At 73.3% G+C, this 25,839-nt stretch carries 19 protein-coding genes; 13 read left to right on the top strand and 6 right to left on the bottom strand.

Going from position 1 to position 25,839, the window contains the following annotated elements; translation table 11 throughout:
• The first annotated feature begins 897 nt into the window (after positions 1-897).
• From DDJ31_RS00525 to DDJ31_RS00485, 9 genes are read left to right on the top strand one after another with little or no spacing between them, the layout of a single operon-like run.
• Positions 898-2,334, top strand: coding sequence for an acyltransferase domain-containing protein (locus tag DDJ31_RS00525; protein ID WP_127182293.1), 1,437 nt, complete (start codon positions 898-900; stop codon positions 2,332-2,334).
• Complete coding sequence (locus DDJ31_RS00520) at positions 2,331-8,669, top strand: SDR family oxidoreductase (RefSeq protein ID WP_127182294.1); 6,339 nt, start codon at positions 2,331-2,333, stop codon at positions 8,667-8,669. The genes DDJ31_RS00525 and DDJ31_RS00520 overlap by 4 nt, the downstream gene beginning before the upstream one ends.
• Before the next feature lie 17 nt (positions 8,670-8,686).
• Positions 8,687-9,706 carry a 3-oxoacyl-[acyl-carrier-protein] synthase III C-terminal domain-containing protein gene (locus DDJ31_RS00515; RefSeq protein ID WP_127182295.1) on the top strand — a complete coding sequence of 340 codons (1,020 nt, stop codon included), beginning with the start codon at positions 8,687-8,689 and terminating at the stop codon, positions 9,704-9,706.
• 8 nt (positions 9,707-9,714) lie between these two features.
• A complete protein-coding gene (locus DDJ31_RS00510) occupies positions 9,715-11,172 on the top strand; it encodes a cytochrome P450 (protein ID WP_127182296.1) in 1,458 nt (485 codons plus the stop codon).
• Positions 11,173-11,176: 4 nt separating this feature from the next.
• The gene (locus DDJ31_RS00505) at positions 11,177-12,286 is read left to right on the top strand and encodes an aromatic ring-hydroxylating oxygenase subunit alpha (RefSeq protein ID WP_127182297.1); all 1,110 of its coding nucleotides are present in this window, start codon (positions 11,177-11,179) and stop codon (positions 12,284-12,286) included.
• 35 nt (positions 12,287-12,321) lie between these two features.
• A complete protein-coding gene (locus DDJ31_RS00500; protein ID WP_127182298.1) occupies positions 12,322-13,218 on the top strand; it encodes a 3-hydroxyacyl-CoA dehydrogenase family protein in 897 nt (298 codons plus the stop codon).
• The gene (locus DDJ31_RS00495) at positions 13,215-13,520 is read left to right on the top strand and encodes an acyl carrier protein (RefSeq protein ID WP_431029066.1); all 306 of its coding nucleotides are present in this window, start codon (positions 13,215-13,217) and stop codon (positions 13,518-13,520) included. Before DDJ31_RS00500 ends, DDJ31_RS00495 begins: the two co-directional genes overlap by 4 nt.
• A complete protein-coding gene (locus DDJ31_RS00490) occupies positions 13,513-14,622 on the top strand; it encodes an acyl-CoA dehydrogenase family protein (RefSeq protein WP_127182299.1) in 1,110 nt (369 codons plus the stop codon). Before DDJ31_RS00495 ends, DDJ31_RS00490 begins: the two co-directional genes overlap by 8 nt.
• Positions 14,619-15,752, top strand: coding sequence for an HAD-IIIC family phosphatase (locus DDJ31_RS00485; protein ID WP_127182300.1), 1,134 nt, complete (start codon positions 14,619-14,621; stop codon positions 15,750-15,752). Before DDJ31_RS00490 ends, DDJ31_RS00485 begins: the two co-directional genes overlap by 4 nt.
• Here DDJ31_RS00485 and DDJ31_RS00480 read toward each other — a convergent pair.
• From DDJ31_RS00480 to DDJ31_RS00460, 5 genes are all read right to left on the bottom strand, one after another.
• Positions 15,730-16,392 (bottom strand): O-methyltransferase, encoded by a 663-nt coding sequence (locus DDJ31_RS00480; protein WP_127182301.1) that lies wholly within the window; start codon positions 16,390-16,392, stop codon positions 15,730-15,732. The genes DDJ31_RS00485 and DDJ31_RS00480 overlap by 23 nt on opposite strands.
• Positions 16,393-16,882: 490 nt before the next feature.
• Positions 16,883-19,183: a protein translocase subunit SecD gene (gene secD / locus DDJ31_RS00475; protein WP_240678340.1), complete on the bottom strand. Its 2,301-nt coding sequence runs from the start codon at positions 19,181-19,183 to the stop codon at positions 16,883-16,885.
• A gap of 72 nt (positions 19,184-19,255) precedes the next feature.
• Positions 19,256-19,663, bottom strand: a complete 408-nt coding sequence (locus DDJ31_RS00470; protein ID WP_127182302.1) for a hypothetical protein — start codon at positions 19,661-19,663, stop codon at positions 19,256-19,258.
• 153 nt (positions 19,664-19,816) lie between these two features.
• Complete coding sequence (locus DDJ31_RS00465) at positions 19,817-20,521, bottom strand: response regulator (RefSeq protein WP_127182303.1); 705 nt, start codon at positions 20,519-20,521, stop codon at positions 19,817-19,819.
• 2 nt (positions 20,522-20,523) lie between these two features.
• A complete protein-coding gene (locus DDJ31_RS00460; RefSeq protein ID WP_164785071.1) occupies positions 20,524-21,486 on the bottom strand; it encodes a sensor histidine kinase in 963 nt (320 codons plus the stop codon).
• Between the two features lie 381 nt (positions 21,487-21,867).
• On the opposite strand from DDJ31_RS00460, the gene DDJ31_RS00455 reads away from it, so the two are divergent.
• The 4 genes from DDJ31_RS00455 to DDJ31_RS00440 all read left to right on the top strand — a co-directional run bounded on the left by DDJ31_RS00455 (position 21,868) and on the right by DDJ31_RS00440 (position 24,263).
• Positions 21,868-22,203, top strand: coding sequence for a TraR/DksA family transcriptional regulator (locus DDJ31_RS00455; protein WP_127182304.1), 336 nt, complete (start codon positions 21,868-21,870; stop codon positions 22,201-22,203).
• Between the two features lie 126 nt (positions 22,204-22,329).
• Positions 22,330-22,659, top strand: coding sequence for a TraR/DksA family transcriptional regulator (locus DDJ31_RS00450; protein ID WP_164785157.1), 330 nt, complete (start codon positions 22,330-22,332; stop codon positions 22,657-22,659).
• Entirely contained in the window at positions 22,656-23,477 is an 822-nt protein-coding gene (locus DDJ31_RS00445; protein WP_240678341.1) for a rod shape-determining protein, read from the top strand. The genes DDJ31_RS00450 and DDJ31_RS00445 overlap by 4 nt, the downstream gene beginning before the upstream one ends.
• A 150-nt stretch (positions 23,478-23,627) precedes the next feature.
• On the top strand, positions 23,628-24,263 hold the full coding sequence (locus tag DDJ31_RS00440) for an Rv1733c family protein (RefSeq protein ID WP_171480755.1): 636 nt from the start codon (positions 23,628-23,630) through the stop codon (positions 24,261-24,263).
• Between the two features lie 267 nt (positions 24,264-24,530).
• Here the strand turns inward: DDJ31_RS00440 and DDJ31_RS00435 are convergent, their stop codons facing one another.
• Positions 24,531-25,832: an extracellular solute-binding protein gene (locus tag DDJ31_RS00435; protein ID WP_127182307.1), complete on the bottom strand. Its 1,302-nt coding sequence runs from the start codon at positions 25,830-25,832 to the stop codon at positions 24,531-24,533.
• Between the last annotated feature and the right edge of the window lie 7 nt (positions 25,833-25,839).

The raw sequence follows: 25,839 nt of genomic DNA, 5'->3' as shown, positions 1-25,839 counted from the left end.
GCACTCACCGTCCACGCGGGGAGTGAGGAGAGTGGGGTTCGCCTGAGCAACTCCCCATGCGAAGCGGTGAGTTCTGTTGGACTAGACCATACAAGCGGGCGGCTCGACCGTGTCAAGGGTGCGGAGAGGGACAGTCCGCTCGTGTGCGCAGCCGCCCGCGCCGCCGTCGCGTCGCACAGGCGAACAGTCCGTGCGGCCCCGCGGGAAGCGGCTTGTCCGCGCCGTCGGAATCAGGTCAGTGTCGCCGCGGAGGTGTGGACGCGGAAAGGCCGGGGCTCCGGTGCCGTCGGCGATTTTGGCGGGAGAACGTGACACCTGCTCATCTTTCGGCCGGTGGGCCGGATTGGCTGATTCGCGAATCGGTGAAGGCGCCGGACGGGGCGGATCGAGCGGGCCGGCGGAGGTGACCGACATCCGGCGCGCGATCGGTCCCGGTCAGGTCTGCTTATCGGAATAAGGGCACCTGTGCCGTCGAATTACGTTCGAATGTCCGAGAATAAAACATGAGGAAACGGTCATGGTGTGGCCGTCGTGCGGGCTCGGGGGACCAGGGCTAACACGCGTCGTGGGCCGCGGCAAGGGCGCCTGAGTGTGATTGGCCAATTGAAATACATGATCCGTTTAGGCTGAAACTAGGTGCCCAAATATCATTGCTCACGCGGAAGACGCCCGGATACCGTTAATGCGGACCTCGTTCGGCATGAAACAAGCAGGAAACAACTTTCTGCCGAAGGTCTATTTCGCCGGATCTCCCACTCAGGTATAGCGCGGCAAGTGAACATGTGTCGTCGGTTTCGTTGCGCCGTCATGGCGTCGCGGATCCCGGCCCGCCGATGAGACAACGCCGGCGGCCGGGACGGAAATGAGGGTGATGCACAGGTGGATGCTGTCTTCGTCATGCCCGGAACTGTCGCCGCCCCGCGCGGGGGTGTGCTCCGCGACCTCCACAACCGCTACGAGACAGTCCGCGACGCGCTGTCACGCATCGACAAGGCGGCAAGGGGCCTGGGACTGCCCGACATCAGCACCCGGCTGATCGAGGCCGACGCCGACAGCGAGCGCCTCGGCCCCGAGGTCCAGTACCTGGAGATCTTCGCCGTCAGCCTCGCGACGCACCACATGCTGGTCGCCGAGGGCGTCGAGCCCGTCGCGATCGTCGGCCAGAGCATCGGAGAGCTGTGGGCCCTCGCCGCCGCGGGCCACCTCCCGGTCGAGGACGCCGCGCGCCTGGCCGTCGCCCGGTCCCAGGCGCTGACCCGGCACAGCTGGAAGGGGAAGATGCTCGCGGTCGGCGTCGACGGCCGCAGGGCGGAGTCCCTGGCCGGTCTGATCGACCACCCCCACCTGGTGCTCGCCTGCGAGAACGCCCCCCGACAGAGCGTCATCAGCGGCCCGGAGGAGCTGATCCGGCACGTGGAGCGGGTGGCCGACGCGCTCGGCTGGCCGAGCCTCCCGCTGGACGTCCCGCACCCCACGCACACCCCGGCCATGGCACGGGCCGCCCGCGACCTCCGCGAGTCCGCCCCCAGGGGCCCCTACGGCTCGGGGCAGTGGCGGGTGGTCTCCCCCTGGCTCGGCCGCGACGTCGGCGACGACGACCCGGTCGACCTGGTCGCGGGCGCCCTCACCGCCCGGGTCCGGATGCTGCACACCGTCCGCGACCTGCACGCCGCGGGCGCCGACGCCTTCGTGGAGTGCGGCGAGTGGCCCGTCGTCACCAAGTTCGTCGAGGCGTCGATCCCCGGCGTGCGGTGTGTCGTCCCGCTCAGCGAGAGCGACCCGGTCGCGGCCGTCCGCGCGCTGGCCGACGACCCGCAGACGTTCGGCCCGATCCGCCCGCGCCCCCAGCCCCGGCCGAGCGACCGCGTCCTGCCCTCCCCGCGATCGAGCGAACCGGAGCGCACCGGACCACCGGTCGCCGTCGTCGAGGCACCACCCCGGGTCACCGTGTCCGTGACCGCGCCGGTGGCGTACCCGGAACCCGCCGCCGCGCCCGCGCCCGCTCCCGTCGCACAGGCCGTCGTGACCGTGCCGACCGCCCTGCCGGAGCCGGCCGCGCCGTCCTCCGCCGGGCCGGACTACGAGACCGTGCTGGCCGAACTGCGCACGCTCTACGGCGACTTCCTCGGCTACCCGCCCGACCTGCTCGGCGAGGACGACGGCCTGGAGTCCGAACTGGGCGTGGAGTCGCTCAAGCAGGTCACCCTGCTCGGCCGGGTCTCCGACCGCTACGACCTGCCCGATCTCAGGTCGGACTCCTCGCTGCTGACCGCCGGCACGCTGCGCCGGATCGCGGAGAGCGTCGTCCAGCGCCGGGCGGAGGCCTCCGGGTGACCGACGACAGCCTGCGGGGCAAGGTCGCCCTCGTCACGGGCGCCGCGAAGAGCCTCGGCGCGGACATCGTGCGCCGCCTGGCCGAGGGCGGCGCCCATGTGATCGTGAACTACTTCCACTCGGTCGACCGCGCGAAGCTGCTCCAGGAGGAACTGGAACAGGCGGGACACAGCTGCGAGTTCATCCGCGCCTCGGTGGCCAAGCCCAGCGAGATCGACCGCATGTTCGACCTGATCGAGGAGCGCCACGGCGGCCTGGACATCCTGATCAACAACGCGGCCGGCGGAGCGTTCCTGCCGCTGTTCGACATCGACGACACCTACTGGCAGCGGGCGTGGTCCACCAACGTGATGGCGGTCTACCACTGCGCCCGCCGGGCGACCGAGCTGATGAAGGGACGCGACGGCGCGAGCATCCTCTGCCTGTCCAGCGTCGGCGCGCACCAGCCGGTTCCCGGCTACGGACCCGGGGGAGTCACCAAGGCGGCACTGGAGTCCCTGGTCCGCTACCTCGCCCTGGAACTGGCCGGTGAGGGCATCCGCGTCAACACCGTGCTGCTGGGGTCCATCGCCAGCGAGATCGTCGTCAACCTCGACGGCCCGGCGACGGTCGGCCGCGCCGACGCGGTCGACGACCTGATGAACCGCACGCTCTCCACCCCGGAGGCGGCCAGGCTGATCGTGCACCTCCTGCACGAGGACGCCGGGTTCATCACCGGACAGACCCTCGTCGCGGACGGCGGGATCAGCATCGGCGGCATGCAGGGGCTGCGCCTGCACAGCAAACTGGCCGACCGGGTGACCAAGCCGTCCCGCGTCCCGGTCCTGTCGGCGACATCGGCGACATCGGCGACAGCGACATCGGCGACAGCGCCATCGGCGTCAGCGACATCGGCGTCAGCGTCAGCAGTGTCGGCGCCGGCCTCGGCGCGACCGGCGCCGTCGGCACCGGCACCGGCACCGTCGTCCTCGCCGTCGGTGTCCGTCCCGTCCCCCCGGACGTCGGTGTCCGCGTCGGCCCAGGCCCCGGAGCCCGCCGCACCCCCCGCGCCGGCCGCCCCGCCCCCGGCTCCCCGCCCCGAACCGCCGGCGGCCCGACCGCCGGACGAGGCGCTGAGGGAGGCCCTGAACACGGCCCTGAACGGCACACAGGACACGCCGTCAGCCGCGCACGACCGGGACCCGGCACGGGACGAGACACGGCACGAGACACCGCACCGGTCGGAGGCCAAGGCCGTGGAGGCGAACGAGGACGTGGAGCCGCAGGTGGACCTGGACGTGACGGTGGACGCCGCCGCCGACCCCGGCGCCGTTGCGGTCGTCGGACTGGGCCTCGCCCTGCCAGGGGCCAACGACGCGGCCGAGTTCTGGGACCGGCTGCGCGAAGGCGCCCCGCTCTCCAGCGAGCCGTCCTCCTTCGACCTCGCGCACTTCTGGGCGCCCACCCGCGAGGAGACCGACGCCTTCTACGTCCGCGAGGCCGGATACCTCCACGACTTCGTGCCCGACCCCGCCTCCCTCACCGAGCCGGACGGCAACGTCGGCCACCCCGGCTGGCCGCGCACCACCCGCTGGCTGCGGCACTGCGCCGTCCAGGCCCTGGCCGGGGTGCGCCGCCGCCCCACCGACCGCTGGCTCACCGCGACCACCGGCATCCACGACCAGACCGGCCTCGGCCCCCAGGGCGTCGTCCTCGGCGACGAGTACCGGCGCATGGTGCGCGAGGCGATCCCGGCCGACCGGGACGGCGAGTGGCTCGCGGAACTGGCCGACCACGCCATCAGCGCGCACTACGGCGGTGACGGCGGTGACCCGCAGTCCTACCTGCCCGCGTCCGTCGTCCGCAACGCGCTGCGCGGCCTGATCCCCGTCGACACCCAGCACCTGACCCTCGACGCGGCCTGCGCCAGCGGTCTGTTCGCCCTGGACGCGGCGGTCAAGGCGCTGCGCGAGGGCTCCTGCGACCTCGCGCTGGCCGGCGGCACCTCGGTGATCGAACCGATCGGGTTCACCCTGTTCTGCCGCGCCCAGGGCATCTCCATGAGCGGCAGGGTGCGGCCCTTCGACCGCGCCGCCGACGGCACGCTGATCGGCGAGGGCGCCATCGCGCTCGTCCTCAAGCCCTACGCGCGGGCCGTCGCCGACGGCGACCGGGTGCTCGGCGTCATCCGCGGCACGGGACTCGCCGCCGACGGCCGCGGCAAGGGCATCCACGCCCCCGCGACCCGCGGCCAGGAACTGGCCATCGCCCGCGCCTGGGACGACGCGGGCGTCGGCTCCGACGACGTCGACTGGATCGTGGCGCACGGCACCGGCACACCCGTCGGCGACGAGATCGAACTCCGCTCGCTGCTGTCGCGGCTCGGCGAGAGCGACCGGACCTGCCTGCTGACGTCGAACAAACAGGTCTTCGGACACACCGGAGTGCTGGCCGGCCTGGTCTCCGTCGCGCACGCGCTGGTCGCCCTCGACCGCGGAGCGGTCCCCGGGCAGCCCGTGGTGACCGACCCGCATCCGCTGCTGGGCGACGGCAGGCGACTGACCGTGCCGGTGTCGGACGCCCCCTGGCCGGCCGACGCGGCACGCCCCCGGGTCGTCGGAGTGTCGTCGTTCGGGCTCGGCGGCGCCGACGCGCACGTCGTCCTCTCCGACCACGCGCCCCGCTCGGTGCCCCCGCGGCGGCGGGGTGTCGACGTCCGCGACGACCGGGAGGACCTGGTCGTGGTGGGCTGGAACACCCACCTGCCCGGGATGGAGCCCGACCAGGTACCCGCCTGGCTGCGCGGTGAGGGACCGCTCCCGGAGCCGGGCTTCGGGACGCCCTACCCCCTGCCGTCCCCGCGTGACGTGCGGATCCCGCCGCTGACGATGCGGCACATGGACGCCGCCCACCTGATGGTGCTCCAGGCGCTCGGCCCGCTCCTCGAACAGCTCGGCGAGCCCGGCAGGAGCCTGCGGCCCACCACCGCGATCGTGATCGGCTCGACCCTCCCCACCACGCACAACACCCAGGCGGCGCTGCGGGTGCACGCCGCCGAGTGCGCCACCACCTTCGACCTGCTGCCCGACCCGGAGCAGGCCCGGGTGCTCAGGGAGTACCTCGCGAAGGGCATGGCGGAGGCCGAGGGAGTGATCCCCGGCGACCTGAACGAGGACGACTTCACCGGCGCGGTCTCCTGCATCCTCTCCGGCCGGGCCGCCAACTACTACGACTTCCAGGCCCTGGGGACCAGCGTCTACTCCCAGCGCGACTCCGCGCACACCGCCGTCGACCTGGCGCTGCGCCAACTCCGCCACCGGGCCTGCGACATCGCGCTGGTCGGCGCGGTGTGCCTGCGGCCGATCAGCGGCTGGGACCGGCACCTCGACCGGCTGGTGCCGGAGGGCAGGTCCATCGCGGAGGGCGCGGCGGTCCTCGCCGTCGCCCGCCGCTCGACCGCGCTGGAACACGGGTTCCCCATCCTGGGCACGCTCTCCACCGAGGCCGCCGCCCCCGACCCGCGGCGTCCGGCCGCGGCCTCGCACGCGCTGCCGGTGCTGGCCGGCAGCGGACACACCTACCTCTCCCTCGACGCCCTGCTGACGGTCCTCAACGCGGTCGTCACGGAGACGGACACCGTGGTGGGCCCGGCCGCCACCGGCTCACCGGTGATCCGCTTCACCCCACCGACGGACCGACAGACCGACGCCGCCGACGCGACCCACCGGGAGACACCGAGGGAACAGACGCCCACCACCGCCGAACCCGCCTCCCTCGACGCCACCGTCGCGACCGCGGCCCCGGCCACGTCCGAACTCCCCGGTCCCGGCGAGGCGTTCACCGGCCGCCGCCAGACCTTCCGGCTGGTCCCGACCTCACCGCCGCCGCCCACCCGGGGCACCCCGTCCGTCCCGCCGGGCACCGTCGTCCTCACCGACGCCCCCGACCTCGCCGCCGCCGTCACCGGCCAGGACACCGCCGTCTGGTCACCGCGGCCCGGCATCGCGGGCGCCGCCCACGTCCGGCCCGAGGACGCCCGGGACGCGCTGGCCGGGCTGCCGTTCGTCCCCCGGCACATCCGGGTGCTGTCCCGGCTCGCCGCCGACGACGACGGGTGCGACGAGACGGAGGCGGCGCGCGCCGAGGACCTCCAGGACCTCGCGTTCACCACGCTCCAGGCGGCGCTGCCCGCGCTGCGCAACGGCGGCTCGCTCGCCGCGCTCCTGATCGGCGCGCTGCCCGACGAGCTGCCGCCCCCGCTGAGCGGCCTCTTCACCGGCCTGGTCCGCTCCGTGCGCGCGGAGGTCCCGCAGTGCGGCGGGGTGACCCTGCTCAGCGACGCCGCGGACCCCGCGACCGCGCTCGACCAGCTCGCCCGCGCCGCCGGCGCCCAGGAACCGACCCACACCCTCGCCTGCCGCGGCTCCGACTGGCTCGCCCTCGCCGTGGTCGACGACCCGCCGTCGTCGTCCCCGCCGGTCACCCTGCCACCCGGCGCGGTCGTGGTCGCCTTCGGCGGCGCCCGCGGCATCACCCCCGAACTCCTCCACGAGGTGGCGCTGCGCACCGACCGCCCCCACGTGTACGTCATCGGCCGCACCCCGCTGCCGGAGAGCGGCGAACCGCTGCCGCCGCAGGCCGAGTTCATCGCCGCCGAACGCCGACGACGCCCCGACGCCTCCGTCCGCGACCTGCGCCTCGCCTACGAGAAGGCCCAGGCACGCCTCGAAGTGCGCCGCACCGTGGAGCGGCTGACCGCGCTGTGCGGCCAGGACCGGGTCCACCACCGGGTGGGCGACGTCCTGGACGCCGCCCGCACCACCGCCGTCCTCCACGAGATCCTCGACCGGCACGGGCGGATCGACCTGCTCATCAACACCGTCCTCGACCTGCGCTCCCGCGCCCTGCACGCCAAGACCCTCACGGACTTCCGGGCCGTCCGCGCCACCAAGGCAACCGGCTACCGCAACCTGAAGCGGGCCCTGGCCGGACACCCGCCCCTCGTCTGGTGCACCTTCAGCACCCTGGCCACGCTCGCCCCCGCGCCCGGCGACATCGACTACTGCGCCGTCAACGAGTACCTCGCGTACGCGAGCGCCAGGGCGCAGCGGCGCGGACCCGCCGACCGGCACGAGGTCGCGGTCCTGTGGAGCGGCTGGCGCGAGGTCGGCGTCGCCAGCAGCGTCACCATGCGCGAGACCCTCAAACGCAACAAGATGGACGCCTACATCAGCACCGCGCAGGGCCGCGCCCAGTTCCTCTCCGCGGTGACCAGGCCCCCCGCGGGCGGCGTGGCGTTCTTCATCCGCGAGGAGGAACGCGTCCTGCTCGCCCGGCGCGGCATCCGCACCCACGGCGACCGCGCCGTGCCGCGGGCCGAGGCCCCCGACACCCCCGACCCCGCTCCACCGGACCCGGCGCTGACCTCACCGCTCCTGGACGGCGTGCTCTACCGGGGCGACGACTGGGCGGTGTTCACCAAGACCTGGGACCCGCGCACCCTCGCCGAGCGCGACGGCCGCTGGATGCGCCACCACCAGGTCAACGGCGAGTACACCCTGGCGGGAACGTTCACCCTGGAAGCCGCCGCGGCCGCCGCCGCCACCCTCTGCCCCGGGCTGCGCGTCACCGGGTTCCGCTCCCTCGTCTGCCGCTCGTCGATCACCGTCAGGCTCGCGGGACCGCTGCGCACGGTGTCCGTCGAGGCCCGCGTCGTCAGCCGCGACGGCGACCGCGCCGAGGTGGCCGTGCGGATCACCGCGCACCGCATCGGCAAGAACGGCAAGGTGCTGCGCTTCAACGACCTGCTCTGCGAGACCCGGGTGCTGCTCGCCGACCGCTACCCGGCGCTGCCAGGACCGCCCGACTTCTCCGGCCACGAACCCGAACCCGACTTCGCGATGCCCTTCTACTCCCCGAACCCGCCGATCTCCCTCACCGGACCCTTCGCGGGCACCGGGGACTACGCCCGCGGCCCGGACGGCAACAGCGCCCGGTTCCGGTTCGACCACACCGCCTGGGCCCCGGTCCTCGCCGGGACGACCGTGCCGGCGATCCTCCTCGACGCGATGGTCCACCTGTTGCTGCTGCCGCCGCGCGGCGACCTCCCGCCCCTGGTCGGACCGATGGCCGGCCTCGACGAGGTCGACCTCGGCGGACCGGGCGACGACTGCCGGCTCAGCGCACGGCACCCGGTCATCCGGCTGCACGGCGACTTCGCCACCGGGGAACTGACCGCGCTGAGCGGCGAAGGGCAGGTGCTCGCCCGGATATCCGGAGTCAGCGCGCACGCCCTTGACCACAGCGGGGAACTCGTCCGGCCGCGCGGCGACGCGCCACAACCGGTCCGTTCGTGACAGCCGAGGAGACAGCAGTGTTGTGGCAGGACATCACCATCGCCGGAACCGGCGCGTGGATACCGCCGATCCGGCAGAAACACGAGCCCTGGGACAAACCCGTGGACACCCGGGCCCCCTCCATGGCCACCCTCAACGGCTTCACCTCGATCGCCGCCTCCGTGGACAGCACCGCGTCCCAGATGGCCGCCCGCGCCGGTCTGAAGGCCCTGCGCCACGCCGGTGTCACCGGCGCCGACCTCAGCCTGGTGGCGCACGCCAACTTCCAGGACGACGACCACTTCACGCCCGCCACCTATCTGCTGCGGGTCCTCGGCGGCCCCGACACCACCGCCCTGGAGGTGGGCGCCGCGAGCGACGGCGGGGGAGCGGCCCTGGTCGCCGCGGCCGAACACCTCACCGCCCGCCCGGCCGCCAAAGCCGCGCTGGTGACCGCGGGCGTCCGCTTCCTGCCCGAACGGTGGCAGCACGTCGAGGACATGGGCCACCTGGCCGGAGACGCCGGAGCCGCCGCCGTCCTCACCAGGGGAACGGGCTTCGCACGGCTCCTCGCGACCGCCCAGGCCACCCACCCGCAGCTCGAACTGCTCACCCGGGCCCGCAGGATGCCCGACGGCAGCGGCCGGCCGCTCCTGGTCCAGGAGACCGGGTTCATGCCCTACATCGACGTGCTGACGCGATCCACGCGCCGCTGCGTCGAGACCGTCCTCGACGAGACCGGCGTCCGGCCCGAGGACATCGCGCGCGTGGTGCCCATCGCGATCGGCGCCGAGGTGATCGACCTGCTCCTCGGAGCCGCGCCGCTGCGCCTGCGGGCCGCCGACACCACCTGGACCTCCGGCCGCCACCTCGGCCACGCCGGACCGTGCGACGTCCTCGTCGGCCTCGACCGGGAGTTCCGCTCCGGCACGCTGCGCGCCGGACAACACGTCCTCGTCGTCAGTTTCGGCGTCGGCTTCCGCTGGACCACCGCGCTGCTGGAGATCACCCGCGATCTGGTCACCGACGGGCCGTCCGGCCGCTCAACGCAGAAGTGAGGTTCCCCATGACAGACACGACCACGCCCCTCGCCGGGTCGGTCCCGCTCGCCCCGCGCGCGTGGCCGCTGCTGGGCCACGCGCTGCCCCTGCTCCGCGACCCGCTGGCGTTCATCATGTCGCTGTCCGGGTACCGCGAGATGGTCCGCCTCCGGCTCGGCCCGAGCTCCGCCGTGATGATCTGCGACCCGGACCTGACCCGGCAGGTGTTCCTCAACGACCGCACCTTCGACAAGGGCGGCCCGATCTACGACCGGATCCGCGAGGTCATCGGCGACGGCCTCTCCACCTGCGCCTACCCCCTGCACCGCCGTCAGCGACGGCTCTGCCAGCCCTCGTTCCACCCGGCCAGGCTCGCCGGGTACGGCGCGGTGTTCGCGCGGGCCGCGGAGGCGAAGGCGGCCTCCTGGCAGGACGGCGACGTCCTCGACGTCACCCAGGAGATGATGACCCTCACCACCCGCGCCACCATGGAGACGATGTTCAGCGGTGCCCTGCCCGCGGAGACCATGCGCCGCTCCCTGGCCGACACCGCCGTCATCGTCAGCGCGTTCTTCCGCCGCATGATGACCCCGGCCCTGCTGCGCCGGCTGCCGACCCCGCAGAAGCGCCGTTACGACGCCGCCCGCACCCGGCTCGCCGCCACCATCGCCGAGATCATCGCCGAGCGGCGGGCCGACCCGACCGACCACGCCGACCTGCTCTCCACCCTGGTCGCGGCGGTCGACGAGGAGAGCGAGGAGGGCAAGCGGCAGCTCACCGACGCCGAACTCGCCGACGAGGCCCTGACGTTCTTCCTCGGCGGCATGGAGACCACGGCCATCACCCTGGCCTGGGCGATGCACCTGCTCGCCACCGACCCGGACGTCCAGCACCGGCTGAAGGCCGAGACCGACCAGGTCCTCGCGGGCGGCCGACTCGACCCCGCCCACCTGCCCTCCCTCGGCCTGGCCTCCCGGGTCGTCACCGAGACGCTGCGGCTGTACCCGCCCGCCTGGATGATGACCCGCGTCGTCCGCGAGGACGCCGAACTGGGCGGCGTCCGCTTCAAGGGCGGCAGCACCATCGTGCTCAGCCCCTACCTGCTGCACCGCAGGCCCGACCTCTACACCGACCCGGACCGCTTCGACCCGGACCGCTGGCTGGACGGCCAGCCCGACCGCGCCACCTACATCCCGTTCGGCGCGGGCGCCCGCAAGTGCATCGGCGACCAGTTCGCCCTCTCCGAGGCCATCCTCGCGCTGACCGCCATCGTCGACCGCTGGGACCTCTCCCCGGTCGGCGACCAGCCCTTCCGCCCCAAGGTCGAGACCAGCCTCAGCTCACGGGGCCTGCGGCTGCGCCTCACCGCGCGGCGCCGCGACGCGGGCGACGACGGCGCGCGCACCGACGTCGCGCAGCCGCAGTCCGCCGTCGAGCCGCCGACCCGGCCGGGCGCCGCCTGCCCGGTGAAGCACGGGGAGTGACCGCATGAAGCCGCACATCAAACCCCTGGTCAAGCAGCTCCTCGGCGCCCGGGAGATCAGCCTGCACACCGCGGAGCCGGCCGACTCCCTGCACGCGCCCACCCGCCCCTACCCCAACGGTTGGTTCTGCGTGGCCTTCAGCGACGAGCTGCGGGCCGGCGCCCTCACCACCCGGCGGCTCGCGGGCGCCGAGGTCGTCGTCTACCGCACCGCCAAGGGCGTGCTGCGCGCGGTCAGGCCCCAGTGCCCGCACCTCGGGGCCCATCTGGGCGTCGGCGGATCGATCGAGGGCGAGGACATCGTCTGCCCCTTCCACCGCTTCGCGTTCGACCCGTCGGGCAGCTGCGTCCGCACCGGCTACGACCAGCCGCCCCCGAAGGCGTCGCTCACCCAGTACCCGGTCTGCGAGGTCAACGGCTCGATCTACGTCTGGTGGCACGCCCTCGGCGCACCCCCGCACTGGGACGTCCCGACCTTCCCGATGGACGACCGGCAGCCGTTCAGCCACGGCACGTTCGACATCGCGGGCCACCCGCAGGACGTCATGGAGAACGCCTTCGACTGGGGACACCTGCCGGCCCTGCACGGGCTGAAGGAGGTCGACATAGAGGGCCAGCCGGTCACCGGGGAACCCGTCAGCACGGTCACCGCGACCGCCCGCAACACGATGATGCGCGGCTTCCACCAGTCCTACACGCTCACCGTGATCGGGCTGGCCACCATCGCCGCCCGGACGGTCCTGCCCGCGGGCGTCGGGAACCTCTACGTGATGCTCCACGCGACCCCCACGGGACCGGGCCGCATGCAGGTCCGCTTCGGCACCAAGCTGGAGCTGAACGGAGTGCCAGGGGTGCCCGACTGGCTCGGCCGCCCGGCGGCGATGCCGCTGGCCCGGCTGCTCAGCGAGATCCTGCAACGGGTGGGCAGCGTCGACACCGGCGCCGACCTGCTGATGTGGCACCACCAGGAGCACGTGGAGCGTCCCCGGCTCGCCAAGGGCGACGGCCCGATCGGCCGCTACCGGCAGTGGGCGCAGCAGTTCTACACCCAGCCCTCGGGCGACCTGCTCGCCCCGCGGCCCGAACGCTCCGAGGCGGGCCGCTCGCAGGAGTGAGCGCAGGACAGGCCAGGCACCGAAAGAGGGACGACATGGCAGCGGAGAACGGTACCCCAGCCACCGGGCGGCGATTGGCCGTGCTCGGAGCGGGGGTGATGGGGACGGGCATCGCCGCGCTGGCGATCGGGCACGGGATGGCGGTGTCCCTCGCCGACCTCGACCGGCGCCGGCTCGACGAGGCACCGGAGCGCATCGACCACCAGGTGCGCACGGCACGGCTGATGGGCGCGCTGCCCGGCGACACCGAGCCGGGCGATCTCGTCACCGGTCTGTCGCTCGCCGACCTGATGGCCGACGGCACCCGGTTCACGGCGGTGATCGAGGCGGTCACCGAGGATCCCGACACCAAGGCGAAGGTCCTCGCCGACGCCTCCGCGCTGCTCGCGCCCGGCACCCCGGTCATCTCGAACACCTCGGCGATCCCGATCGACGAGCTGGCGCGCGCCACCGTCCGTCCGGTGGACCTGGTGGGCACCCACTTCATGAACCCGCCCTGCCTGATCGGGACGGTCGAGGTCATCCGGGGCACCCACACCGGCGAGGCGACGCTCGACGCGCTGCGCGCCCTGCTGGCGGAGCTGGGCCGGCAGTCCGTCGTGGTCGACGACGCGCCGGGGTTCGTGACCAGCAGGATCCTGCACCCGATGATCAACGACGCGGTGCGGGTGGTGGCGGCGGGCACGGCGAGCGCCGAGTCGGTCGACCGGCTGATGCAGGGCTGCCTCGGGCATCCGACGGGTCCGCTGCGCACCGCGGACCTGATCGGGCTCGACAACCTGGTCGACTCGCTGTGGGTGCTGCACAGCCGGACCGGTGACGAGGGGTGCCGCCCCTGCGACCTGCTGCTGGAGATGGTGCGGGCCGGGCGCCTCGGCCGCAAGAGCGGGCGCGGTTTCTACACGTACGCGTACGAGGGAGAGAAGGCATGACCATGTCATCCGACCGCGCGGTTCCCGAACCCCTGGGCGACGACCCGGGCGACATCGAGAACGAACTGCTGACGTTCCTCGAACTGCGCACCGGGAAACCCTGGTCACCCGACATGGACGTCTTCGGCTCCGGCGGACTCTCCTCGCTCTTCGCCATGGAACTCGTCGTCCACCTGGAGCGGACCTACGGCGTCTCCGTCCGCGGCGCCGACCTCCAGATGGAGCACTTCCGCACCGCGCGGCGGATGACCGCCCTCGTCGACCGGCTCCGCCGTCCCGCCGCGGGCGGCACCGGTGGGTGACGCCGTCGCCGCCGCGGCCGGCGAACTCACCGAGCTGGTCGGCGACCGCGCGGCCGACTGGGACCGCGCGGGCCGGCTGCCCGAGGACCTCGTGCGCGAACTCGCCGCCACCGGCCGTCTCGCCGTCCAGATCCCGGCCCGCCACGGCGGACTGGGCTGGAACAGCGCCGACGGCGGCGAGTTCACCGCCCACACCGGCAGCCTCTGCGGCTCCCTGCGCAGCGTCATGACCAGCCAGGGCATGGCCGCGTGGACCGTGGAACGGCTCGGCGACCCGGCGCAGGCCGCCCAGCTGCTGCCCCGGCTCGCCTCGGGCACGACGGCCGCCGTCGCCTTCAGCGAGCCGCAGGCGGGCAGCGACCTCTCCGCCATCGCCACCACCGCCGCCCTCGACGGCGACACCGTCGTGCTCGACGGCCGCAAGAGCTGGGTGACCGCCGCAGAACAGGCCGACCTGCTCCTCGTCGTCGCCCGCATGGGGGACGCCGGCGCCGTCGTCGTGGTGCCCAGAGAGACCCCCGGGGTCCGGATACGCGCGGTGCCGGACCCGATGGGCTTCCGGGCGGCCGGACACGCGGACATCCTCCTCGACGCCGTACGCCTGCCCGCGACCAGCCTCCTCGGCGGCGGGCACCAGCCACTGCCCCTCCTGGTGACCACCGCCCTGGCCTTCGGACGGCTCTCCGTCGCCTGGGGATGCGTCGGCATCCTGCGCGCCTGCGTCACCGCCGCCGCCCGACACGCCGGCTCCCGAAGCCAGTTCGGCAAGACGCTCGGGGAGCACCAGCTCGTCGCCCGGCACCTGGCCGACCTGTGGACCGGCGAACAGATCGCCACCCGCGCCTGCGAACACGCCAGCCGCGGCTGGGACGAGAACGCGCCCGACCTCGGTACCGCCATCGTCCTGGCGAAACACATCGGCGCCCGGCACGCGGCCCGGGGCGCGGCGACCGCGGCCCAGGTCCTCGCCTCCGCGGCCGCGAGCGACGGCCATGTCGTCGCCCGTGCCTACCGCGACGCCAAACTCACCCAGATCATCGAGGGCACCGACGAGGTCTGCCAACTCGTCCTGGCCGACCACGTCCTCAGGACCCGGGCATGAGCGCCCCCGGCCGGGGGACGCCCCCGCCCGTCAAATGCCTCGTCTGGGACCTCGACAACACCCTCTGGAACGGCACCCTCCTGGAGGGCGACGACGTCGCCCTGGCCGACGGCGTCCGCGACGTCATCACCGGCCTCGACGCCCGCGGCATCCTCCAGTCGGTGTGCAGCCGCAACGACCACGACCCCGCCTGGGCCCGCCTCGAAGCCCTCGGCGTCGCCGAGTACTTCGTCGTCCCGCAGATCGGCTGGGGGCGCAAGTCGGACGCCGTGCGCCGGATCGCCGAACAGCTGAACTTCGCGCCCTCCGCCCTCGCCCTCATCGACGACCAGCCCGCCGAGCGCGCCGAGGTCGCCCACGGCCTCCCGGACGTCCGCTGCTATCCGGCCGAGCACGCCACCACCCTGCTCACCCTGCCCGAGTTCAGCCCCCGGACCGTGACCGTCGACGCGCGCCAGCGCCGCTCCATGTACCAGGCCGGGTTCCGCCGCACCGACGAACAGGCCCGCTTCACCGGCTCCGACGAGGACTTCCTGCGCTCACTCGACCTGGTCCTCGGCATCACCCGCGCCACCCCCGAGGAACTCGCCCGGGTCGAGGAACTGACCCTGCGCACCAGCCAGATGAACGCGACCGGGGTCCACTACCCGGACCACGTCCTGCGCGACCTGCTCGCCGAACCCCGCCACGAGGTCCTGGTGACGACCCTCACCGACCGCTTCGGACCGCACGGCGCCGTGGGCGTGATCCTGCTGGAGAGGCACCCCGGGAGCTGGCACCTCAAACTCCTCGCCACCTCGTGCCGCGTGGTCGCCTTCGGCGTCGGGACGGTCCTGCTGAACTGGCTCTGCGACCAGGCCGCACGGGCCGGCGTCCACCTGCTCGCGGACTTCAGACCCACCGACCGCAACCGCATGATGGAGATCGCCTACCGCTTCGCCGGCTTCGACGACGCCCCCTGCCCCTGCCGGGCCGCGATCCGCGCCGACCCGCACGAGGACGGCTCCGCCTACCCGCACCCGGTCCAGCTGCTGCACCTCGCGGCCGAGCGACGGCAGCCCCCCACCACCCTCCGCCTCAACGCCCCCGACCTCACTGCCCCCGACGTCACCTCCGACGCACGAGGGTGATGCCGTCGGCCACCGGCAGCATGGAGACATCGACCCGCTCGTCGTCCCGCACGACGGCGTTCAGCGCCCGCACCCCCGCGGTGTCCGCGTCGACGGCGAGCGGATCGACGACCCGGCCGAAGAACAACGTGTTGTCCACCACGACGACTCCACCGGGCCGCACCAGCCGCAGCGCCAGCTCGTAATAGCGCGGGTAATTCACTTTGTCGGCGTCGATGAAAACAAGGCCGAAATGGTCCGCGAACCCGGCGGCGAGCATTTTCTCCAACGTGTCCACGGCCGCGCCGATCCGTACGTCGATCCGCTCCGCGACGCCGGCCCGCCGCCAGTGCTCGGCGCCGATCTCGGGCCACCGCTCGGTGATGTCACACGTGATCAGCCGCCCTTCCGCGGGCAGCGCGCGCGCCATGCAGAGCGTGCTGTAACCGGTGAACGTGCCGATCTCCAGCACATCCGTGACCCCGGTGGCCGCGATCAGGAATGCGAGGAACTGGCCCTCCTCCGCCATGACTTGCATGGCCTCGCCGCCGGGCAGCCCGACGGTCAGCAACCGGAGGTCGCGCAGAATGTCGTCCTCCCTGAGCGAGAACTCCCGTACGTATTCGAGAAGTTCAGGACCGGCCGCAATCTGATTCGCCATGGGAAGCAGGCTAGGAGAGCGCAAGTACAAAAACAACAGCGCGTGGACGCACCCCGACCGCCCCGCGCGACCCGCACCGCACCGGAACGGGAGACGGCACGAGCGCCTCGTGCGGTGCCCTTCGGGCCATCGTCACCCCATCGGCGGGCCCCCTGGAGCCGGTGGCGTCAGGCGGGGAGGGAGGCCCAGAAGCCGTTCAGCGCGCTGTCCCGTGAACTGGCGGGACGGCGGGAGGCACCGACACGCCAGAGGCCCGACACGCCATCGATCGGGTGAAGGGTCTGTTCCGAACGCAGCTCGCTGTCCCGAACGCAGCACGGCGTTCGGGACAGCGCACGGCAGGCGGCTTCGTCGAGGCCGGCGGCGCACGCGGTCCGTGCCGCGTCGACACGGACGACGCACGCCCCAAAACGCACGCCCCCAAACTTATGTCCCCGAACGCGCACCCCGGGACGCACGTCCTGGGGTGTCACGACGACGGCCGCTCCGATCAACGCACGCTCGGCGAACCCGTCCTGCCCCCGCTCCTCAAGGGCCGCTCCTCGGGCCCTGATCCCGGCCGCCGGCCGCTGCGGGGCGACAGGACGAGGGTCAGGGGTGCGGCGGTGAAGACGGACGAGTAGGTGCCCACGGTCAGGCCGATGAGGAGGGCGAGGGCGAAGTCGGTGAGGGTGGCGTCGGCGAGGACGAACAGCGCCGCCAGGATGAGCAGCGCGCCCATGCCGGTGTTGACCGTGCGGGGCAGGGTGCCCAGGATCGCCCGGTTCGTCAGACGCGGCAGGGGCGTCGTACGGTCACGCGCGCGGAACTCGCGGACGCGGTCGAAGAGGACGACCGAGTCGTTGACCGAGTAGCCGACGACCGTGAGGAGCGCGGCCAGGAAGACGCCGTCGACCGGCTTGCCGAGCCAGGCGAACGCGCCGACCACGAGGACGGCGTCGTGCGCGAGGGCCACGACCGCGGCCGTCGCGAACCGCCACTGGAAGCGGACCGCGAGATAGCCGAGCTGGGCGAGGAGGGCGAGGGAGAGCGCGATGAGGGCGTTGCGCCGCAGTTCGTCGCCGAGGCTCGGGCCGATCAGTTCGTCCCGCACCTTCCGGGTCTCCCCGCCGAGCCCCGCGACGGTGTCGGTGACGGTGGCCTCGGCGGCAGGCGTCAACGCGTCGGTGCGCACCGTGAGCGACGTCGGTCCCGACGACTGGACGGTCGTGCGGGGGATGCCGGCGTCGGCGAGGGCCTCGCGGGCCCGGTCGGGGGAGACGGGGGAGGCAGTGGAGTACTCCATGAGCCGGCCGCCGGTGAACTCGACGCCGAACGCGAGACCCCGGGTCACGATGCCCGCGCCCGCGAGGACGAGAAGCACCGCGGAGGCGGCCAGCCAGCGTCGGGGCCGGCGCATCAGGAACGGATCGCGGCGCACCAGCCGGTCACGGACCCACCCGGTGTGCGTGATGCCGGTGAGGCGTGGGCGACGCAGGAGCCAGGAGCGGCCGACCGCGTACTCCACGAGCACCTGGGTGATCAGCAGCGCGCTGACCATGGACGCCAGGACCCCGATGCCGAGAGTGACTCCGAATCCCCGCACCGGCCCGGAGGCGAGGAAGAAGAGGAGGGCGGCGGCGATCAGCGTGGTGATGTTGGAGTCCGCGATCGCGGAGAGCGCGCCCCGGTAGCCGGCCCTGAGCGCGGACCGCGGGCTGGGCCTGACCCGGGCGGCGTGCTCCTCGCGGGCCCGTTCGAAGATGAGGACGTTGGCGTCCACGGCCATCCCGAGGGCGAGGACGAACCCGGCGAGCCCCGGCAGCGTCAGGGTCGCGCCGAGCGCGGCGAGCGCCGCGTAGGAGATCAGGCCGTAGCAGGCCAGGGCCGCCGTCGCGAGCAGCCCGGCGAGCCGGTACACGGCGATGACGAACAGCGCCGTCAGGGCCGTTCCGACGACGGCCGCCCAGGCCGCGGCCCTGATGGCGCTCTCGCCCAGCGTGGCGCCGACGACGCGCTGCTCCACCGTCTCCACCGGCGTCGGCAGTGCTCCGCCCGCGACGAGAAGGGCGAGTTCGCGGGCCTCGGCGTCGTCGAAGGAGCCGTTGATCTGCGTGGTGCCGCCCTGGATGCCCGCTCCGCACGGGACGGACGGGGCGACCTGCGGCGCCGAGATGATCTTGTCGTCCAGGACGATGGCGATCCGGCGCCGCGGATCGTCGGCCTGGTGGCAGGCGGCCTGTGCGGTGAGCTGCGCCCAGCGGCCCCGGCCTGCCTCGGTGAAGTCGACGGTGACATGCCACCCGGCGCCGCTCTCCTGGTCGAAGCGGGCGTCGGCGCCCTCGACGTCCCGGCCGGTCAGTTGCGGTGCCGTCAGCCTCAGCGGCCGGCCGGACTCGTCGGGCAGGGTCAGCTCACCGTCCTCCGCGGACCCGCCGGACTCCTCGGCCCGGTCCCCGTCCGCCAGCACGGAGTGGACGGTGAGCTGCGCGGTCCTGCCCAGCACGTCGGCGGCCTGCTTCGGATCGTGCACGCCGGGCAGTTCGACGAGGATGCGGTGGTCGCCTGAGCGGACGAGGGTCGGTTCGGCGACGCCGAGCGCGTCGACCCGGCCCCGCAGGACCTCCAGGGTGCGGTCCGTGGCCTCACGGCCGGCGTCCGCCGGCCGGGTCTCCAGCGTGATCTGGGTACCGCCCCGCAGGTCGAGTCCGAGACGGACCGGGGTGGTGAGAGCGATGGCCAGTGATCCGACGATCACGGCGAGGGCGAGCAGCGCGCGGGCGCGCAGCGGGTTCTTCCGGCGTTTCAACACATGCCTCCGGCAGGCACGTCGAGGCGACGGCGCGCGCCGGCCCCGACGGGGAAAAGGGATGGGGTGGGTGTCTCAGACGTCGACAGGGGCCGGAGGAGCCCTGTCGCGATCGTGCCGCGCGCGGCCACGGAACCCGGGCGCCCACCCGTCGGACGCGACGGCGCGCACGCCGGGGCCGGGGACGACCTGGCCGCCGTCGCCTCCCGCGGCCTGCTGGTCCGGCAGGTCCAGCCGCTCGGCGAGCTGGTCGCGCACCGTCCTGACCTGGTGCGGACTGTCGCTCCTGAAGGGACCGTCGGCGTACGGGACGACGTCCTGGTGCGGGCTGCCGGCGGAGGCCGGCACCGAGAGGGACGCCACCGGGTGCGACGCCGGGACGGGCGCCGCGAGCGCCCCCGTCGTCACCAGAGCGACGAACACGACCAGCGCCGTCGCGATCCGGCGACCGGAGGGCAGGAGGGCGCGCTGCACCGAAGGCACGGACCGCTCGCTCCTTCCTCACTGCTCGGGCACGCGGATCTCTACCGGGCGCCGGGCCGGTACGTGTCAGGGCCCGGCAGGGCGACCGCCAGGGCCCCCGGGGGGCGGACGACGGGCCGGCCGGCGGTGCGGGCACCCCGGCCGGACGACGGGTCAGGGCTCGACGATGCCCGCGCGGATCGCGTAGCGCGTCAACGCGAGACGATCGTGCAGGCCGAGCTTGTGCAGCAGGTTCGCCCGGTGGCGGTGCACGGTCTTCAGGCTGATGAACAGCATGTCGGCGATCGACTTCGACGAATGCCCCTCGGCGACCAGCTTGAGGACCTCCTCCTCGCGCGGGGTGAGGAGCTGGTCGTCCTCGCCCTGCCTGGCCCGGTCGAGATAGTGGCGGATCAGCGCGCTCACCGCGCCCGGGTAGAGGAACGGCTCGTCGCGCATCGCGGCCCGGCAGGCGGTGATCAGATCGCGGTCGGCCACCGACTTCAGGACGTAGCCGCACGCCCCCGCCTTCAGCGCCTGGAACAGGTACTGCTCGTTGTCGTGCATGGTCAGCATCAGGACGCGCAGCCCCGGCCTGATGGCCAGCAGCTCCCGGGTGGCCTGCAACCCGGTCAGCCGCGGCATGGCGATGTCGAGGACCGCGAGGTCGATCTCCTGGCGGCGCACCTCCTCGACCGCCTCGGCACCGTCCCCGGCCTCCGCCACGACCTGCAGGTCGGGCTCGTGATCGAGGATCAGCCGCACACCGCGGCGCACCAGGGCGTGGTCGTCGGCGAGCAGGATGCGGATGGGAGCCGGCCCGGCGTCGGAGCGGGCCGGCACGGATTCAGGAGGTTCCGACGGTTCGGAAGCGGACATGGTCAGAACTGCTTTCTGGGGGCAGGGGTGGCGAGGCGGACACGCGTGCCCGCGCCGGGGACCGAGGTGATGTCGAGGGTGGCGCCCGCGAGCAGGGCACGCTCCCGCATGCCCCGGATCCCGGCGCCTTCGAACGCGGAACCGATGCCGCGTCCGTCGTCGGAGATCTCCAGCACCACCGCCTCGCCCGCGCTGCGCAGACCGACCTCGATCCGGCGGGCGTCGGCGTGGCGGGCGGCGTTGGTCAGGCTCTCCTGGGCGACCCGGTACAGGACGAGTTCGCTCTCCTTGTCCAGCTCGGGCAGGACGGCGTCGAGTCGCCGCACGATCGTCAGGCCCGTGTGGGTGGCGAAGTCCTGGGTGAGGGAGGTCAGCGCGCTGACGAGCCCGAGATCGTCCAGGGCGCCAGGCCGCAGGTGACGCACCAGGCGCCGCACCTCGTCCAGGCTCTCGCGCGTGATCTCCTGGGCCTGCCGCAGGTTCTCCCGCAGGGGTCCTGGCGCGTCGTCGGCGGCGTGTTTGAGCACCAGCAGGATGGCGGTCATGCTCTGCCCGACCTCGTCGTGCAACTCCTGCGCGAGACGGCGCCGTTCGGCCTCCTGGGCCAGCAGCGCCTGGGAGCTCGAGGTGGCGCGCTCGTGCTCCAGGCGCTCCAGCATGGCGTTGAACGTCAGGATCAGCTCCGACACGTCACTGCCGCTGCCGACACCGGGCGCCGGCAGCCGCTGGCCGGGGCGGAGCAGATCGACGGTCCCCATCAGCCGGGTCATCCGGCCCAGCGGCGCCAGCCCCCAGTGCAGCAGAACGCCGTTGGCGACGAGCATGACCACCATCCCGACGACCAGGATGACCGCTTCCGTCACCAGCACCGGCACCGAGACCGTGACGGGCGCCCAGAGCAGCAGCGCCGTCGCCGCGCCGAGCACGATCGCGTTCAGCCCGAAGATCCGCCAGAACAGCGACACAGGACAGACGCCTCCCTCAGTGGTCCGACCGCGATCGGTCTTTGCGGTCATCACACCCCGGGGCGGGCGCCGCGGTACCTGGTCGTGATCGATCCGCCCCACAGTCTGCCCCGGCCGGTGCGCCGCGTCGATGGGGCGCAGTACTCATTTCGCCGCCCGCACGGCAGCCACCCGCCGTCCCGCGCGCCCGCCGTGTGGACACCGTGGGCCGGGCAAATGGAGCGCGCGCCCGATGGGTTTCCGGGACGGCGGCGAGCAGAGTCGACGGTGACCGAGCCGCCCGCCGCGACCCGGGGCACCCGGAGCCGCGAGGCCGCCGGGCCCCGAACCGAGCGGGCGGCCACCGCCGCGTCCGTCACGCCCTGGAGAAAGGACATCGTCGTGTCCCTCGACGCTGCCCCGGCCGATCCCCGCCTCGAACGACTGACCCCGGGCGAGGCCCGCCGACGGCTCGAACACGCCCGCTCCAGCCGGACCGCCCAGTTGCGCGCGCTCACCGCGAACGGCCAGGACGCCGACCATCTGACGACGGCCCAGGCGGAGGCGATCCGCCAGGTGCTCAAAGAGATCGACGACGCCTTCACCCGTCTCGACGAGGGCACGTACGGCACCTGCCTGGGCTGTTCGGAAGCCGTCCCCGTCGAGCGCCTGGAGATCCTCCCGCACACCAGTCACTGTGTCCCCTGCCGGCGCCGTGCCACCGCAACGGCCGTCTGACCCGCTCCGATGGCGTCTGCCGCCCTGCTCGAGAGGGGTGCCGTGGTGAACCGACGACTCGCCGAAGACCCCGCTGACCGGGCCGAACCCGTCGGCCGTGTCGATCGTGTCGGCCGTGTCGCGCACCTGTCGCTCGACGACCTCGCCGCGCTGCGCGAGAACCTCCAGGAGCAGCGGCTGTTCCGACAGGAGCAGCTCCAGCAGATCGAGGCGGCGCCACTGACCGGCGACCCGGCCGAGCAGCGCGCCGCCGCCCTGTCGGAGGTGCGGGCCAAACTCACCGCGTCCGCGCGGATGGTCCTGCACGACGTGGAGGCGGCCCTGCGGCGGATGGCGGAGGGCGGATACGGCGTCTGCCATCTGTGCCGCGGCCCGATCGACCGCGACCGTCTGACGGTGGTGCCGCAGGCGAGGTACTGCGCGCGGTGCCAACAGGTGAGGGAGAGCCGGCAGTGACACCGTGGAGCGACCCCCGGCCGCGGCGGCCGGACCCGGAGTGCCGGGAGTGCCGGGACTGCCGGGGCCTCGCCCTCGACCTCGGCAGCGCCCGCACCCGCGTGTGGATCTCGGGACAGCGGTCCATCCTCGACGTCCCCACCGCCTCCTCGCCGGGCGACAGTCCGGTGGGCCCGGTCCGGCGCGGCCGGCTCGTGGACGTCGCCGGCGCGGCCCGCATGCTGAGGAGGACCCTCGGCGACCGGGTCCCGCCGCTCGACCGCCCGCTGGTCGTCGTCACCGTGCCGGTGCTGAGCGGACCACCCCACCGGCAGCGGGTCCGCACCGCCCTCGACGTGCTGCGCCCGCGCGCGGTCGTGCCGGTGACCGCCGCGCGCGCCGTCGCGCTGGCCGCCGACGCGGACCTGTCGAGGCCGCTGCTCGTGGTGGACCTCGGCGCCCAGCTCACCGAGGTGGTGCTGCTCGTCAAGGGCACCGTCTTCGACGCGCGGCGCGCGGAGTCGGGCCTCACGGATCTGTCCACCGCCCGCGACCCGGGAGAGCTGACCGACGCCGTCGTCACCATGATCGCCTCGATGTTCCGTCAGGCCCGCGGCCCGCTCTGCGCGGACGCCCTGGCCCGCGGGGTGCTCGTGGCCGGCGGCGGCGCACTCCGCCCCGAGCTGATCAGCCGGCTCGCGGGCGGACTGCGGGGGCCGGTGCGCACGGTGCCGGCACCGCACACCGCGGCGATCCGCGGCGCGGCGATGATCCTGCACGCCGCCCACACCCACCCCTCGACCCGAGCAGACCGACGAACCGCCCCGCGCTCGGCGTGATCGACGGCGACCGTCGGACGGCTGAGTTCGTTGCGAGCGCCGGCTGTCCGATCGGCGGCGAACCGTCGGCGCCACAGCCGGCTGTCTGACGGCAGCGCCCCTCGGCTCGTTCTGTCCGTCCCGATCCCCTCCTGTGGAAGGAGTCCCGCGGTGCCCGGCCCGGTGCCTCCCGATCAACCGCCCCCCGCCTCCTGGCACCGCCCCGAGCATCCGCTCTCGCTGTGGCGCTGGCGGGGCAATCCGCTGTGCCGCCGCACCGACCGGATCCAGGGCTGGATCGCCCTCGGCCTCCTCGTCCTGGTGCCCTGCCTGGCGGCGGTCACGGCGACCACCGCCCGTGACACGGTGCGCGATCACTACCGTGCCGTCGCCGAACACCAGGCACGGAGCCGGTACTTCACCCCGGCCGTGCTCGTCCACGACGCCCCGCGCCATCCGGAGCCGGGGTCGCCGGAAGCACGCCACACCCGCTATCCGGTGACGGTCCGCTACACCGACCCGCTCGGGCACGAGCGCACCGCCAGGACCGAGGTCGAACCGGGACTGCGCGGAGGCAGCACCACCGGCCTCTGGGTCGACGCGGACGGCTCACCCGCCCGCCCGCCGATGCCCGCCGCCGAGATCCGCAGCCGCGCCCTGGGCTGGGCGCTGCTCGCCTTCGCCGCGGTGACCGTCGCCGGGATCGCGGTGTACGACGGGTGCTGCCGGATACTGCTGCGACGGAACTCCGCCGAGTGGGACGAGGCTTGGGCCCGCACGGGGCCACGCTGGAGCCGCTTTCCGTGAGCCGGGGTCGATGAGCCGGTCCCTTCTCGACGTCGGGCGCGGGTCGCCCGTCACGCCAGGGACCGACCTGCCCGCAGGCGTTCGGCAACGGACCGGACGGGCGTACGCGGGGGATCGGGTCGTGGGCGACGAAGGATAGGCGGCCACCCGCCGGCTTCGCCCCCTGTCACCCCGCCGCCCCTGCCACCCCGCCGCCCGACCGCACCCGCCCCACCGCACCCACCAGGCCCGGTCAGCCCCCGCCGCCCGACCCCCCGTCCCTCGCCCTCAGCGCTTGGTGAGGGCCGTGACCTCCTCGCCTGCCTTTCTCATCGCGTCCTTCGGCTTCGCCTTGCCGACGAGGACGGCCTGTACCTGCTTGGCGACGACCTCGTCGATCTGGGCGCTCTGGGCGAACTGCCAGAACGGGCTGCCGCTCGCCGTCTTGGTGATCTTCTCGGTCCACTCCGTGGTGAAGGTGTCCTTCGCGACCTCGGGAGCGGCCAGGCCCGCGGTGGTGGACGGCGGCAGCGCACGGGCGGCGAAGTACGCGGAGGTGGTGGCGCGGTCGGTGGTGGTGTGCAGCGCGAACTCGGTCGCCGCGTCCTGCCCCTTGCCCTTCACGATCGCGATCACGCCACCCCACAGCAGCGCCCGCGGTGTGTCCCCGGCCTTGAGCACCGGACGCTCCATCGGCTGCATCGCGTCGGCCAGCGTCGTGTCCTTGGACTGGGCGGAGGTCACGCCCTTGCCGATGATCGCGTCGTCGTAGAAGGCGGCCTTGCCCTGCCCGAACAGGGCGCGGGCGTCGAAGCGGTCCACGTCGGCGGCGATCAGCTTCTGGTCGTGCAGCTTCTTGTACCAGGTGACCGCGTCCACCGACGCGTCGTCGCCGATCGTGACCTTCCCGCCGTCGTACAGCGTGCAGCCGAAGGTCTGCATCCACGGGAAGATGTCCTTGAGCTGCGCCACCTTGGTGGCGGCCGCGTACGGCACGACCCCGCCGCCGAGCCCCTTCAGCTCCCGCAGCGCGTCCTCGAACTCCTCGACGGTCGTGGGGTGCTTCTTGATCCCGGCCTTCTCCAGGAGCTTGGCGTTGGCGATGACGCCGATCGAGCCGGTGTTCCACGGCAGCCCGTACTGCGTGCCGTCGTAGACACCGCTTTTCAGCGCCACGTCCGTGTAGCCGCCCTTGCCCGCCACCGAGCCGAGGTCGGCCAGCCTGCCCATCTGCGCCATCGCGGCGAGCCAGGCGATGTCGAGGTGCACCGCGCCCGTCGTCTCGCCGCCGCCCAGCTTGAGGGTGAGCTGGCTCAGGTACTCGTTGTACGGGTAGGAGACCGCGCGGATCTTCGACTTCTCGGCCTTCTCCCACGCCTTGATGATCTTCTCGATGGCGGGCTTGGCGGCCTCCTCGTTCAGCGACCAGGAGGTGAAGTCGAAATTCTTGGACTTCGGGTCGCCGCTGTCGGCCGTGGAGCCGGCGCCGGACGGCGCACAGGCGCCGAGCACACCGGCGCCCGCCGCACCGAGCGCGCCGATGCCGAACATGCGCAGCGCGCCGCGCCGGCTGATGCCAGAGGTGGTCATGATCTCT

The sequence above is a fragment of the Streptomyces griseoviridis genome (assembly GCF_005222485.1).
Classification (GTDB): domain Bacteria; phylum Actinomycetota; class Actinomycetes; order Streptomycetales; family Streptomycetaceae; genus Streptomyces; species Streptomyces hintoniae.
The sequence above is the reverse complement of the archived record's forward strand: the minus strand, read 5'-3'. Positions and strand labels throughout refer to the sequence as shown.